This is a genomic window from Nocardia pseudobrasiliensis NBRC 108224, from assembly GCF_001613105.1.
Taxonomy (GTDB): domain Bacteria; phylum Actinomycetota; class Actinomycetes; order Mycobacteriales; family Mycobacteriaceae; genus Nocardia; species Nocardia pseudobrasiliensis.
In genome coordinates this window covers 18,509-32,057 of the sequence record NZ_BDBS01000017.1, presented here as the reverse complement: position 1 = coordinate 32,057, position 13,549 = coordinate 18,509, and the positions used below count along the sequence as shown (strand labels likewise).

At 67.9% G+C, this 13,549-nt stretch carries 12 protein-coding genes; 1 reads left to right on the top strand and 11 read right to left on the bottom strand.

Features of this window, described 5'->3' with window-relative positions; translation table 11 throughout:
- Positions 1-51 precede the first annotated feature (51 nt).
- Positions 52-1,776 (top strand): phytoene desaturase family protein, encoded by a 1,725-nt coding sequence (locus tag NP4_RS15445; protein ID WP_067998227.1) that lies wholly within the window; start codon positions 52-54, stop codon positions 1,774-1,776.
- A 44-nt stretch (positions 1,777-1,820) separates the two neighbouring features.
- Here the strand turns inward: NP4_RS15445 and NP4_RS15440 are convergent, their stop codons facing one another.
- The 11 genes from NP4_RS15440 to NP4_RS15390 form a co-directional block, all read right to left on the bottom strand.
- On the bottom strand, positions 1,821-2,264 hold the full coding sequence (locus tag NP4_RS15440) for a nitroreductase family deazaflavin-dependent oxidoreductase (RefSeq protein WP_067998224.1): 444 nt from the start codon (positions 2,262-2,264) through the stop codon (positions 1,821-1,823).
- A 90-nt stretch (positions 2,265-2,354) separates the two neighbouring features.
- A complete protein-coding gene (dprA, locus tag NP4_RS15435) occupies positions 2,355-3,548 on the bottom strand; it encodes a DNA-processing protein DprA (RefSeq protein WP_082875891.1) in 1,194 nt (397 codons plus the stop codon).
- A 144-nt stretch (positions 3,549-3,692) separates the two neighbouring features.
- Positions 3,693-5,201, bottom strand: a complete 1,509-nt coding sequence (locus NP4_RS15430; RefSeq protein WP_067998223.1) for a YifB family Mg chelatase-like AAA ATPase — start codon at positions 5,199-5,201, stop codon at positions 3,693-3,695.
- A complete protein-coding gene (locus tag NP4_RS15425; RefSeq protein ID WP_067998222.1) occupies positions 5,201-5,557 on the bottom strand; it encodes a YraN family protein in 357 nt (118 codons plus the stop codon). The genes NP4_RS15430 and NP4_RS15425 overlap by 1 nt, the downstream gene beginning before the upstream one ends.
- A 96-nt stretch (positions 5,558-5,653) precedes the next feature.
- On the bottom strand, positions 5,654-5,959 hold the full coding sequence (locus NP4_RS15420) for a DUF2469 domain-containing protein (protein WP_011210678.1): 306 nt from the start codon (positions 5,957-5,959) through the stop codon (positions 5,654-5,656).
- A 45-nt stretch (positions 5,960-6,004) separates the two neighbouring features.
- The gene (locus NP4_RS15415) at positions 6,005-6,733 is read right to left on the bottom strand and encodes a ribonuclease HII (protein ID WP_373863838.1); all 729 of its coding nucleotides are present in this window, start codon (positions 6,731-6,733) and stop codon (positions 6,005-6,007) included.
- Between the two features lie 121 nt (positions 6,734-6,854).
- Complete coding sequence (lepB, locus tag NP4_RS15410) at positions 6,855-7,658, bottom strand: signal peptidase I (RefSeq protein ID WP_067998220.1); 804 nt, start codon at positions 7,656-7,658, stop codon at positions 6,855-6,857.
- A 117-nt stretch (positions 7,659-7,775) separates the two neighbouring features.
- Positions 7,776-8,117 carry a 50S ribosomal protein L19 gene (rplS, locus tag NP4_RS15405; RefSeq protein ID WP_062511629.1) on the bottom strand — a complete coding sequence of 114 codons (342 nt, stop codon included), beginning with the start codon at positions 8,115-8,117 and terminating at the stop codon, positions 7,776-7,778.
- Between the two features lie 163 nt (positions 8,118-8,280).
- Positions 8,281-9,942, bottom strand: a complete 1,662-nt coding sequence (locus NP4_RS15400; protein WP_067998219.1) for an alpha-keto acid decarboxylase family protein — start codon at positions 9,940-9,942, stop codon at positions 8,281-8,283.
- 18 nt (positions 9,943-9,960) lie between these two features.
- Entirely contained in the window at positions 9,961-10,830 is an 870-nt protein-coding gene (locus tag NP4_RS15395; protein ID WP_067998218.1) for a hypothetical protein, read from the bottom strand.
- A 194-nt stretch (positions 10,831-11,024) separates the two neighbouring features.
- On the bottom strand, positions 11,025-13,340 hold the full coding sequence (locus NP4_RS15390; RefSeq protein ID WP_067998270.1) for a Tex family protein: 2,316 nt from the start codon (positions 13,338-13,340) through the stop codon (positions 11,025-11,027).
- Positions 13,341-13,549: the final 209 nt, after the last annotated feature.

Here is a 13,549-nt window from a genome sequence, read left to right as displayed (position 1 = left end):
TCATGTCCCACCACTTGCAGTAGAACGATCATGCTACTACCGTCCACGGCCATGAACACGATCGATAGGTCTTCGCACGATTTCGACGCGATCGTGGTGGGTTCCGGAATGGGCGGTATGGTCGCCGCCGCGTATCTCGCCGCGGGCGGCAAACGCACGCTGGTGCTCGAGTCCTACGACGTGATCGGCGGCTGCACCCACGTGTTCCGGCGCGCGGGCAAATGGGAGTTCGACGTCGGCGTGCACTATCTGGGCGATTGCGGGCCCGACGGACAGATCCCCCGCATCCTGCGCGGCGTCGGCCTGGACAAGAAGATCGAATTCCTCCCGCTGGATCGCGACGGCTTCGACACCATCGTCTTTCCCGACCTGACCTTGAAGATCCCGGCGGGCTGGGACAACTACCAGGCCAATCTCATCGAGGCATTTCCCGACGAAGCGCGCGCGATCCGCAAGGTGGTCGCGATTCTGCGGCGCATCGGTGGCAGTATCGACCATTCCCGAACGCCCGCTTCGCTGTTCGACAATGCCCGCTTCGTCGTCGCCGCGGGGACCGCCGCGCTGTGGGCGATGCGGCCACTGACCCGGCTGCTCACCGCGCATCGGCTCAGTCCGCGACTGCAGGCGGCACTCGCGGTACAGTACGGCACCTATGCCAGCCCGCCGCATCGGACGCCGGTCATGGTGCACGCCTTCATGCTGCAGAACTTCCTGAGCGACGGCGCGTGGTTTCCCAAGGGCGGCGGGCAGGTGCTGTCGGCACGCCTGGGCGAGGTGGTCGTCGCACACGGCGGGCAAATCCGTACGCGGGCCGCGGTTCGGCGGATTCTCGTGGAGGACAAACGGGTTGCCGGTGTCGAACTGGCCGACGGCACCCGCCTGCGCGCACCGGTGGTCGTATCCAATGCCGATATCAAGAAGACCTATCGCGAGCTGGTCGGCCGCGAGCATCTGAGTGCGTTGACCGCGCTGCGCGTGGACCGATTCCGGATGTCGCAACCGTTCTTCAACTGCTATCTGGGCGTGGACCTGGATTTGAGCGAGCGCATCCCCAACACCAATTTCTATTCGGTGCCGACCTCCGAGGATGTCACGACGCTGTTCGAGGATCTGGCCGAGAACAAGCACGGCTGGACCGTCGATGAGCGCCTCGAACAGGCTCGGCGGCGACTGCCCGCCTACGTCAGCGTGACCACGATCAAGGATCCGGACAATCCGCACGGCGCACCCGCCGGATGTTCGGTGCTCGAGGTCATGACGCTCGTGCCGCCCGAGCCGGAATTCTTCGGCCTGCGCGCCTGGCCGGAGCCCGGCGACGACAGCTATCGCACCGACCCGGAATACCTGCGCCGCAAGGAGGCGCTCACCGACATCATGATTCGCCGTGTCGCGGAGGTGATTCCGGGGATCCAGGAGCACATCGTCTGGCGCGAGGCCGCCACCCCGCTCACCCAGCACCGCTACACCCACGCCACCGACGGCACGCCCTATGGCCTGGAGCTGTCCATCTCCCAGTTCGGCCCACTGCGTCCGGGCGTGCGGACCGAGATCACCGGCCTGTATCTGTGCGGCGCCTCGCTGGCATGGGGTCCGGCGGTCGAGGGCGCGATGCTGTCGGGTCTGCATGCCGCGGGGGCGGTGCTCGGACGCGACCTGGATCGCGAGATACGTTCCGGCACAGTGCTCGGGCACGGACATGACCAGGGCGACGATCCGGCTGATTGGGAGCCATTGACCGCGGCCAAGGCGGTCGCCGTGCGAACTCGCCGCGGGTAGACGGAACGGCTGAGTCTCATCCCGACCGATCCGGCGTACGAGCGCTACCGCGGCGTGAGCCGGACCACCGGATATTCCCGATCCGATTTCTCCTGGTACTTCCCGTACCGAGGCTGGTCGGAAGCGATGTGCTGCCACGCGTTTTCGCGGTCCTCGCCCTCCAATAACCGCGGCGTGACCGGGATACGGCCTCGGCCCGGGAGTTCGATCGCGGCCCGGTCGGGGTGGGCCATCAGGTTGGCGTACCAGTCCGGGTTGCGTTTGCCGCCGCCGGAGGCCACCAGCAGCCAGGTGTCCTCGCCATCGGAGAACCAGGTCACCGGCGTCTCGCGGGGCTCGCCGGTGCGGCGGCCCACCGTTTGCAGGATCAGTAGATCCATACCCAGGTGTTTGCCGCCCTTGCGTCGAATCCGCGCAACCGTACGGGCATTCAGCTTTCGCTGAATCCACAGCGACCACGCCCCGGGACCCTTGCGATCCTGTGCCATTTCCACCCTCCAGTCCTACCCCCGGACAACGGAATGAACTTTTCCGGCTCCGAGGGTATCCGCAGCGCTCACGCTGATCAGGGAGCATGGTCATTCCCCCGTTCCGGCGAGGCGGAACCAGCCCGAGGCGTCGCAACCGATCAGGCCTGCCAATTCCAGGGCGGGCAGAACCGACCGAACGGTGAGCAGCGGTAGGCCCGATTGCACTGCCAGCTCGGTCGGTTGGCGGGAACCGATCTTGGGCAGGGCCGCGTAGACCAGGGCGTGATCGCCGTCGAGATTCTCCCCGGCGGGCTGGGAGGTGGGCAGCGACAGACGCAGCGGGCCCGCCTCGTCGAGGACCTCCTCGGCACGGGTGACCAGCAGGGCCTCTCCCTCGCGGATCATGCGATGGCAGCCCACCGAGGAGGGCGAGCTGACCGGGCCCGGGATGGCCAGCGCCGGACGGCCCAGGCGGCGGGCCCATTTCACGGTGTTGCGGGCGCCGCTGCGCAGGCCCGCCTCGACCACGAGAACGGCGTCGGCGAGTGCGGCCACCAGGCGGTTGCGGGCCAGGAAGTGATGTTTGTGGGCAGCGGCACCCGGCGGGTATTCGCTGATCACCAAGCCGGTTTCGGCGATCTCGGTGAGTAGCCGATCATGCTGTGCGGGATAGGGACGGTCCACTCCGCAGGCCAGTACGGCGATGGTGGGACCACCGGTGGCGAGGGCGGTTCGGTGGGCGGCACCGTCGATGCCGAAGGCCGCGCCGGACACGATCGTCCAGCCGCGTGCCACCAGATCGCTGACGATCTCGCCGGTCACCCGCTCGCCATATCCGCTGCTGCATCGCGCGCCGACCACGGCAAGGGCCTGTTCGGTCGAAGCGACCAGCGACAGCGGCCCGCGCGCCCACAGCACCAGCGGCACCGCCGCATCGGCATCCCGTCCTGGATCGAGCTGACTCAGTCCGAGCATCCGCCACGCGGGCCATTCCGGGTCGTCGGGGGTGACCACGCGCCCGCCCAGGCGGGTGATCATATCGAGATCCTTTTCCGCGCAATAGGTTCCGCGCCTGCGCTCGGTGGGTCCGCGCAGCGACTGCGGCAGTTCGCATTCCCGCACCGCCCGCGCCGCCTCCACCACCCCCACCTGCTCGATCAGCGCCGACAGCGCCGCACACGGCCCCGCCACCACCCCCGACAGATACACCCACGCCAGTCGCCGCTCATCCGCGTCGAGTAGCACAACATCCTCGACCCGGCCGAACACCTCGCCCGCGTGCCGATCACCATCGATACTCATCCGCTCCCCCTCTGCCCGCATCGAATTGATCCCGCGACCGGTCCGACCGCCGCCCCCATGCCGTCGCCCCGTCGCAGGCGGCCAATCCCGCAATCCGCACACGGCCAGCGCGCCACAGCAGGGTCAGAACCTCTTCCACGCGCTTCACAGCGCACCCCGCTGGCGGAAGTTCAACGCCTGCATGACGTCCTGGGTGGTGGGCAGGTCACCCGCGCGAAGGTCGCAAATGGTCCAGGCGACTCTGATCGCCCTGTCCGCCGCGCGGGCCGACATTCGGCCCTGGCGCAGCGCCGTTTCCACCGGGGCCAGGGCTTCGCGCGGGAGGCGGAAGCGCTGGCGCAGGACGTGGCCGGGGACCTCGGCATTGGTGGACCAGCCGTAGTCCTGCCAGCGTCGGGCCGCCGCGGCGCGGGCGAGGGTGACTCGGGTGCGGACGGTTTCGCTGTTCTCCGCGTCGGCGGCGGCGAAGGCGCCCGCGGCCTGGCCGTGCATCTGAACCCAGATATCTATGCGATCCATCAGGGGGCCGGACAGCTTGCCCAGATAGCGTCGCCGGGCAAGCGGTGCGCAGATGCAGTCGACATCGCGAGCGGGCGCGCAGGGGCAGGGGTTGGCGGCCAAGATGAGTTGAAATCGGGCCGGGTAGCGGGCGACGCCGTCGCGGCGGGCGATGCGAACCTCGCCCTCCTCCAGAGGAGTTCGCAGCGCCTCGAGGACCTTGGCGCCGATTTCGGCGCATTCGTCGAGGAACAGCACACCCCGATGCGCCCGGCTCACCGCGCCGGGACGGGCCGAACCCGACCCGCCGCCGACGATGGCGCTGACCGAGGTCGAATGATGCGGGGCGACGAAGGGGGCGGCGGTGATCAGCGGATGGTCGTTGGGCAGGGTGCCCGCCACCGAATGGATCGCGGTCACCTCCAGCGCCTCGCGCTCGGTCAGCGGCGGCAGCAGACCCGGGAGGCGTTGTGCCAGCATGGTTTTGCCGATGCCGGGCGGACCGGTGAGCAGCAGGTGGTGTCCGCCCGCGGCCGCCACCTCGAGCGCCCAGCGCGCCTCGTCCTGGCCGACCACCTCGTTGAGGTCGCCGCAGGTGCGCTCGACCTGCGGCAACAAGCGGTCGGGACAGCGCAATTCGCCGTCGCCGCGCAGCCAGTCGAGCAGGGCGCGCAGTGTATCGGCGCCCAGCACCCGGATGCCGTCGACCAAACCGGCCTCGGTCAAACACGATTCGGGCACCACCGCCGTCGTGCGGCCCGCCTCCCGCGCGGCCAGCACCGCGGGCAGGATTCCGCGCACCCGCCGGACCCGGCCGTCGAGGGCGAGTTCGCCGAGCAGGACCGTGCCGGTGAGCCGTTCGGAGGGAATCGCGTCGCCCGCGTCCAGCACCGCGACGGCCAGCGCGATGTCGTACACGCTGCCGACCTTGGGCAGCGTCGCCGGGGACAGGGCGAGGATCACCCGGCCGTCCGGCCACTTCTCACCGGAATTGCTCACCGCCGCACGGACTCTGTCGCGCGACTCCTGCAGTGTGGTGTCGGGCAGGCCGACCAGATGCACCGACGGCAGGCCCTGCCCGATATCGGCCTCGATCTCGACCAGCTGTCCCTCCACGCCGGTCACCGCCACCGAATACGCCCGTCCGAGAGCCATCAGAACACCGCCTCGAGATGTTCGATGACCGGTCGTCTCCCGGGCAGCAGCAGGACCGACACCACGTCGAATCGGATGCGCACCCACGGCCCGGGATGCGCCTCGAGCCAGAGCACGGCCAGGCGTCTGATCCGTCGCTGCTTGGTCCGGGTGACCGCCTCCGCGGGCCGCCCGAACGACAGCCCCGTCCGGGTCTTGACCTCGACGAACGCGGTCACCGCCGCATCGCGGGCGATCAGATCCAGTTCACCGTAGCGGCAGCGCCAATTCCGATCGACGATCCGCATGCCCGCGGCACGGAGATAACGCGCCGCGAGTTCCTCACCGTGTGCGCCCAGCGCCAGCTTGTCTGCCACTCGCCCAGCATGGCTGGAGGCGGCGTCTGGGCCGACGAGCCGACCTGGGAAAACAGATGAGCTGTGGACAACGGAAAAGCTGTGGAGAAACCGGGGTCACTCCGGCAGACGCAGGTCCGGTTTCTCCAGCTCCTCGATGTTCACGTCCTTGAACGTGATGACGCGCACGTGTTTGACGAAGCGGGCCGGGCGATACATGTCCCACACCCAGGCGTCGGACATGCGCACCTCGAAATACACCTCACCGTCGGCGTTCTGCGGGCGCAGTTCGACGGAATTGGCGAGATAGAAGCGGCGCTCGGTCTCCACCACGTACGAGAACTGACCGACGATGTCTTTGTACTCGCGATACAGCGAGAGCTCCATCTCGGTTTCGTATTTCTCGAGGTCCTCGGCACTCATCGGGTGGAACGTCCTCCTTCTGGCCACTTCTGCGGGGTATTGACATCATCTCGCATGCGCGGCATCGGCAGCCACTCGCGTCCCATCCGGCATGTCCGGTTCCATCTCCACCGGGTCCATCACATCGGTCAGCCGGACGTTTCGCCAGGAGCGGCGGTGTTCACTACTGGGGCCGAGCTCTTTGAGCGCGGCCATGTGGTCGGGCGTGTTGTAGCCCTTGTGTGCGGCGAATCCATAACCGGGCAGCCGTCGATCCATCTCGACCATCAGGTGGTCGCGGGTCACCTTCGCCAGAATGCTCGCCGCGGCGATACACGCCGCCGTCGCGTCACCGCCGATCACCGGCAGCGACGGTACCGGAATGCCGGGCACCCGGAAGCCGTCGGTCAGCACATAGCCGGGTTCGGCGTCCAAACCCATGACCGCGCGGCGCATTCCCTCGATATTGGCGACGTGGATGCCGATCCGATCGATCTCCCAGGCCGGCACGACCACCACCTGCCACGCCAGCGCCCGGCGCTTGATCACCGGAAACAGCCGCTCCCGGGTGGCCTCGGTCAGCTTCTTGGAGTCGTCGAGTTCGGCCAGCGAATCGTAGGCCTTGGGTGCGAGCAGACAGGCCGCCACCACGAGCGGACCCGCGCAGCAACCACGCCCGGCCTCGTCGACGCCCGCGACCGGGCCCAGACCACCGCGGATCAGCGCCGCCTCGAGCGTGCGCAGGCCACCGGCCTTGCGCATCACCACGCGCGGGGGCCAGTCCCCACTGCGCACAGCGATCGGCCGAATCCTCTTGTCGCCCTTACCATTCCGAGCGACGCGCTGTTGATTGCGCCCCACTGCACCCACCATTCGATTATGCGTGGCCGACTGCGTTCACCTGCGCGCGAGCCCGCTACTGCGGGTTCTGCGCACGCACGGGTCCGATCCGGCTCGGCGGCCAGATCTTGAACACGGCCTTGCCACGTACATCGTCCACCGGCACCGTGCCCTGGTATTGGTCATCCATGTGGGCGCGCGAGTCCGCGGAACGGTTTCGGTTGTCGCCCATCACCCACAGATGTCCGGCGGGCACTCTGACCAGCGGGAACTCGCGACCCTGCGCGGCCGAGGAGGCATAGGGCAGACCCGGGACATAGGGGTAGAGGTAGCGGGCGTACGGCTCATCGATCGGCTTGCCGTCGACCAGGACGCGACCCTGGGCGTCACAGCACTGCACGGTCTGACCGCCGGTCGCGATAACCCGTTTGACCAGGTCGTTCTCATCCGGCGGGACGAGGCCGAAGAAGGAGAAGAAGTTCTGGATGCCGCGCACCACGGTATTGCTGGACCGGTTGGAGTGGTAGGTCCGGTTCCACGAATCGGTGGGTCCGACGAAGACCACCACATCACCGGGCTTGGGATCGCCGAAGTCGTAGCTCAACTTCTCGACGTAGATGCGATCGCCGGTGCAGCCGGTGCAGCCGTGCAGGGTCGGTTCCATCGATTCCGACGGAATGACATAGGGGCGGCCGATGAAATTCACGACCAGCGCCGCGATCACGGCGGCGATGACGATCAGGATCGGAAGTTCCTGCCAGAACGGGCGATTCTTCTTCTTGCTCTTGTCGCCGCGTATGCGCCGCCGCCTCGGCGAGGGGTCGCCCGCGCGTTCGTCGCCTGGTTCCGGCACCGTCACCGACTCACTCTCCTCTGCCACGCCGAACAGACTAGCCCAGCGCACCCGGGGCGGGCGTGCCACAGCCTGAGGGTATTCCATGAATGCCAAACAAAAGACCCCCGGGTGAACCGGGGGTCTTTCGGTCGAGTCTGCCGCTCAGCGCTTTTCCTTGATCTTGGCGGCCTTGCCGCGCAGATCGCGCAGGTAGTACAGCTTGGCCCGGCGGACATCGCCGCGGGTCACGACATCGATGTGGTCGATGTTCGGGCTGTGCACCGGGAAGGTGCGCTCGACGCCGACACCGAAGGAGACCTTGCGGACCGTGAAGGTCTCGCGGATGCCGCCACCCTGACGCCGGATGACGACGCCCTTGAAGACCTGGATGCGCTCCTTGTTACCTTCGATGACCTTCACGTGCACGTTGATGGTGTCACCCGGCCGGAAGTCGGGGACATCGGTGCGCAGCGACGATTCGTCGACGAAGTCGAGGGTGTTCATTTCCGTCCTTTTGGAAGTTCGCGTGAACAGAGGAACCTGGCGGCTACAGCTCGGACCGGTTCGTGCTCCGGATATGGGCGGTGCGCCGGGCCGCGGGGCCCAGGGCAACCCGATTATTGTGCCAGATCGCGCGACCGCACCGTTAATCGGGGCCGACCCACGCTCACGACCTCGAATTCGCGGCCGTGATCGCCGCCGAAACCTCGATCATGAAGGGCGGATAGTCGACGGTATCGGTGAACACCTCGAGCAGCACCAGCCGGTCGCGGGCGGCCGCGGCGGCGTTCAGGCTATCGCGCAGCTCGGCTATCGTGCGGGCCCGCAGCACCGTGACCGTGTCCGGATCGGCGCCGAAGGCGTGCGGTAGGGCATCCCAGCGCCAGGCCACGATGTCGTTGTAGGGGGCGCGCTCGCCGTGGATCGCGCGTTCGACGGCGTAGCCGTTGTTGTTGACCAGCACGATCACCCCGGGCACCCGTTCGCGGATCCAGACGCCGAGTTCCTGCACGGTCAGTTGCGCGGCGCCGTCGCCGATCACCAGTACGGGTCTGCGGTCCGGGCAGGCCAGTCCGGCGCCCAGGGCGGCGGGCAGGGTGTAGCCGATCGAACCCCACAGCGGCTGGCCGAGGAAGGTGATGCCCGCGGGCATGCGCTGGGTGGCCAGTCCGAAGAAGGCCGTGCCCTGATCGGCGACCACGATGTTGTTGTCGCCCAGGGCATCCGCGACCAGCGGCCACAGCGCGGCCTGGGTCAGCGGGCCGTCGGCGGGTGGCTGTCGGCCCGCGGGCTCGGCGTGTTCGGGCGGCTCGACGGGCGCGAATTCGGCCGCGATCTCGGTGAGAATCTCCAGCGCCGTCGGTAGCGACAGCGGGGCGTAGGCGTCGACACCGCCGATAACCGTCCGATCCGCGCCGATATCGATCGTGCGGCGAGGATCCACACGATGACTGAAGCCCGCGGTGGTCGTGTCGGTGAACTGGACGCCGACGGTCACCAGCCGCTCGGCCTCCTCCACCGCGTCGCGGACGGCCGGCTCGGAGGCCGCGCCGGAGTAGACGCCCAGGAAGTTGGCCGCGGATTCGTCGACGAGGGTCTTGCCCCAGGCCAGCGTGGCATGCGGCAGATTCGCACCGGTCACGAGCTTGCGCAGTCGCTCGGTCGCGCCGACCCGGTCGACGAACACGTCGGCCAGCACGGTCACCTGCTTGCCGCCGAGGAATTCCCGTGCCGCCCGCTCGAAGGCCGCGCGAGCGCCGGGACTGGAGAAGTCGGACGGTGGGTCCAGCGGCGCGCTCGGCGGGGCGACCTCGACCTGGGCCACATCGGTGGCGAGCATGATGTAGCCGGGCCGCCGATGCACCCGCACCGCGCGCAGTACGCGATCGATCTCGGCGCAGGCGTCGGCCGCGCCGAGATCGGCCTGCGCGCAGGTGATTTCGGTGGCGATCCGGCGGAAATGGTGGAAATCGCCGTCGCCGAGGGTGTGGTGGACCACGCGGTGGTGCGCCTGGATGTCCTTGGCGGGCACGCCGACGATATGAACCACGGGCACGCGCTCGGCGTAACTGCCCGCGATCGCGTTCGTCGCGCTCAGCTCGCCGACGCCGTAGGTGGTCACCACCGCGCCGATGCCCCGCAGTCGGGCGTAGCCGTCGGCGGCGTATCCGGCGTTGAGCTCATTGGCGCCGCCGACCCAGCGCACGCCGTCGTGAGCGACGACGTGATCGAGAAAGCGGAGGTTGAAATCGCCTGGTACGCCGAAGATCTCGGTGACGCCGAGTTCATGCAACCGATCGAGCAGATAATCCCCGACTACATAGGTCATTCTTCCACAGTGGCAGCCCTATGGAGTACCAGCAACGTGTCGGCTACCACGGTTTGGATGCGGTGGAGCGGGGGCAGGCACCACGGTCCTGGCCAATTCCTCCTCGGCCGCGCGGCGAATGTGCGCTACGTCCGGTTTGCCCGCTATCAGGTCCTGGACGAAAATCTTGGCGCGAATCACAGGTCGGCGATAGCGGCGTTCGCGGCGGATCGCGCGCTGCATGAGCCGGTACCGGCCCGCGTAGCGCCAGCGCGCCCAGGGCGCTCCCGGGCGACTGAGCCGCAGCGCGCCAACAATCAGCAACGGCAGGAAGAACATTCCGAACAACCCGGTCCAGATCTTGCCCTTCGCAATGACGATCGCGGCCAGTACGAGATTCACCACGGCGAAGACGGTGACGGCCGAACGTCCCGCCACGCTTGTGTCGTGCCGGATGTCGTTGATGTCCAGCAGCCACAGCGGATGGAAGCCGAGTAGCAGCAGTCCCGTCACCGCGAGCGCGACGAATACCGCGTCGACCGAGGTGCGACCCTGCTCCTCCCAGTACACATCACGCAGGTAGTAGATGAGCGCGAACTCGTCGAGCACCAGCGCCGCGCCCACGCCGAAGGCCGCGGCCAGCGCGCTGACCGTTCCGACGCCGCTCTGATACATCGTGACCATCCCGATCCCCGACAGCAACACCAGCACCACGCCGAACACCATGTGGTGGATATGCACATTCCCGGCCCGCAGATTGCCCGGCCACCAGCGCACCTGCTTGCGAATCAACCGCACGCTCAGCCGAATCAACAAGAACCCCACGATGAATCCGAGCAGAAAGCACATCAGCGGCAGTCGCCCCGTGCCGATCACGGAATCGTCGAGCCACCGTCGAAAGTCCGCCATATGCCAGTCGTCTCCGCCTGTCCGGTCTCGGGATCGGTCCGCCTGCCACATTGTGCAGCAAAGATCCGACCATCCGCCGAACCTCGGTGGTCGATCAGATGTCGGAGGACGCGCCCGATCTCACCGGAGTGCCACATAGGTGACACGACGATCGGCCGCCCGGGAAGCCGGGGCGGCCGATCGAGTGCGTCTGTCTAGCGGCCGAAGCCCGCGCGACGCAGCGCGTCGGCCATCGAACCGGTGGGTTCGGGGGCATTGCGGCGCTGGTTGCCGCCGCGGTTCTGGTTGCCGCGGTTCTGGCCCTGACCCTGGCCGCGTTGGCGCTGATTGCCGCCACCGCCGCGGTTCTGGCCCTGACCGCGGCCCTCACCCTTATCGGGCTTACCGCCCGCGCCGGGCTCGTCGTCCAGGCGCAGGGACAGGCCGATGCGCTGGCGGGCGACGTCGACCTCCAAGACCTTGACCTTCACCACATCACCGGACTTCACGACCTCACGGGGATCGCGAACGAAGTTGTGGGACATGGCCGAGACGTGGACCAGGCCGTCCTGGTGGACGCCGATGTCGACGAAGGCGCCGAAGGCCGCGACATTGGTGACCACACCCTCAAGCACCATGCCGGGCTTCAGGTCGGCGACCTTCTCGATGCCCGCGGCGAATTCGGCGGTCTTGAATTCGGGGCGCGGGTCACGGCCGGGCTTCTCGAGCTCGGCGATGATATCGGTGACGGTCGGGACACCGAACTTCTCGTCGGTGAACTTCTCCGGGCGCAGCGAGCGCAGCACCGAGGTGTTGCCGATGAGTTCGAGGACGCCGCGGCCGGTGTCGTCGAGAATGCGGCGGACCACCGGATAGGCCTCGGGGTGTACCGACGAGGTGTCCAGCGGATCGTCACCGCCGCGGATGCGCAGGAAGCCCGCGCACTGCTCGAAGGCCTTCGGTCCCAGACGCGGCACGCTCAGCAGGGCGGTGCGGCTCTGGAACGGGCCGTTCTGGTCGCGGTGGGCCACAATCGATTCCGCGACCGCGGACGAGATGCCCGAGACGCGGGACAGCAGCGGCACCGAGGCGGTGTTCACATCGACGCCGACCGCGTTCACCGCGTCCTCCACGACCGCGCCCAGCGAACGAGCCAACAGCGTCTCGGACACGTCGTGCTGGTACTGGCCGACACCGATCGACTTGGGATCGATCTTCACCAGTTCGGCCAGCGGATCCTGCAGGCGGCGGGCGATCGAGACCGCGCCGCGCAGCGAGACGTCCATATCCGGTAGTTCGGCCGAGGCGTAGGCCGAGGCCGAGTACACCGACGCGCCCGCCTCCGAGACCACGATCTTGGTCGGCTTGTTCTCCGGGATGCGCGAGATCAGCTCGGCCGCAAGGGCATCGGTCTCGCGCGAGGCGGTGCCGTTGCCGATGGCGATGAGCTCGACATTGAACCGGGCGACCAGCGCACCCAGTACGGCCAGCGACTTCTCGGTCTGGCCCTGCGGCTTGTGCGGGTAGATGACCTCGGTGGCGACGGCCTTTCCGGTGCCGTCGACTACGGCGACCTTGACGCCGGTGCGGTAGCCCGGATCCAGGCCCATGGTGGTGCGGGTGCCCGCGGGCGCGGCCAGCAGCAGATCGCGCAGATTGGCGGCGAAGACGTCGACGGCGTCCTTCTCCGCGGACTGACGCAGCCGCATGCGGACATCGATGCCGAGGCTCACCTGCAGCTTGGTGCGCCAGGCCCAGCGCACGGTGTCCAGCAGCCAGGTGTCGGCGGCGCGACCCTGATCGGCGATACCGAATTTCAGTGCGATGCGGCCCTCGTAGATGGTGCGCTCGCCCGCCTCGGGCTCCTCGGTATCGGGCTCGAGGTGCAGGGTGAGGATCTCCTCCTTCTCACCGCGCAGCAGGGCGAGGATGCGATGGGAGGGCAGTTTGCTGAAGGGTTCGTTGAATTCGAAGTAGTCGGAGAACTTCGCACCGGCCTCCTCCTTGCCGGCGCGAACCCGCGAGGAGATCTGACCGCGGTTCCACATCAGCTCACGCAGTTCGCCGACCAGATCGGCGTCCTCGGCGAAGCGTTCCACCAGGATCGCGCGGGCGCCGTCGAGCTGTTCGGCGTTGTACTGGGCCGGATCGGTGGTCGGATCGCCCAGCAGCGCGTCGGCGACGGGCTCGTGTCCGGCCTCGCGGGCGATCTGGGCCTTGGTGCGGCGCTTGGGCTTGTAGGGCAGGTAGATGTCCTCGAGCCGGGCCTTGGTCTCGGCGAGCATGATCTGCTGCTCCAGCGCGGCATCCAATTTGCCCTGGCCGCGGATGGATTCGAGGATCGATCCCCGGCGCTCGTCCAGTTCGCGCAGGTAGTGCAGGCGCTCCTCCAGCTGCCGCAGCTGCGCGTCGTCGAGTCCGCCGGTGACCTCCTTGCGGTACCGAGCGATGAACGGCACGGTCGAGCCGCCGTCGAGCAGTTCCACGGCGGCGCGGACCTGTTCGTCGCGCACGTTCAGCTCGTCGGCGATGCGACGGCCGACGCTGGCGAGGCGGACGGTTCCGGCGGGCTGCGCGGAATCAGCGGCTGCGGTGCTGACGGGTTCGGAGGCTGTCGTCACGCGGGAAGACACTACAGGGACTGTTCCGCCTCTCCGCGTTTCAGGCCATACAAGTGGGTGCCGCGACCGTTGGTCACAGGTCTTACGCAACTGCGTGGTTCAGCTCGGGACGTACCCGG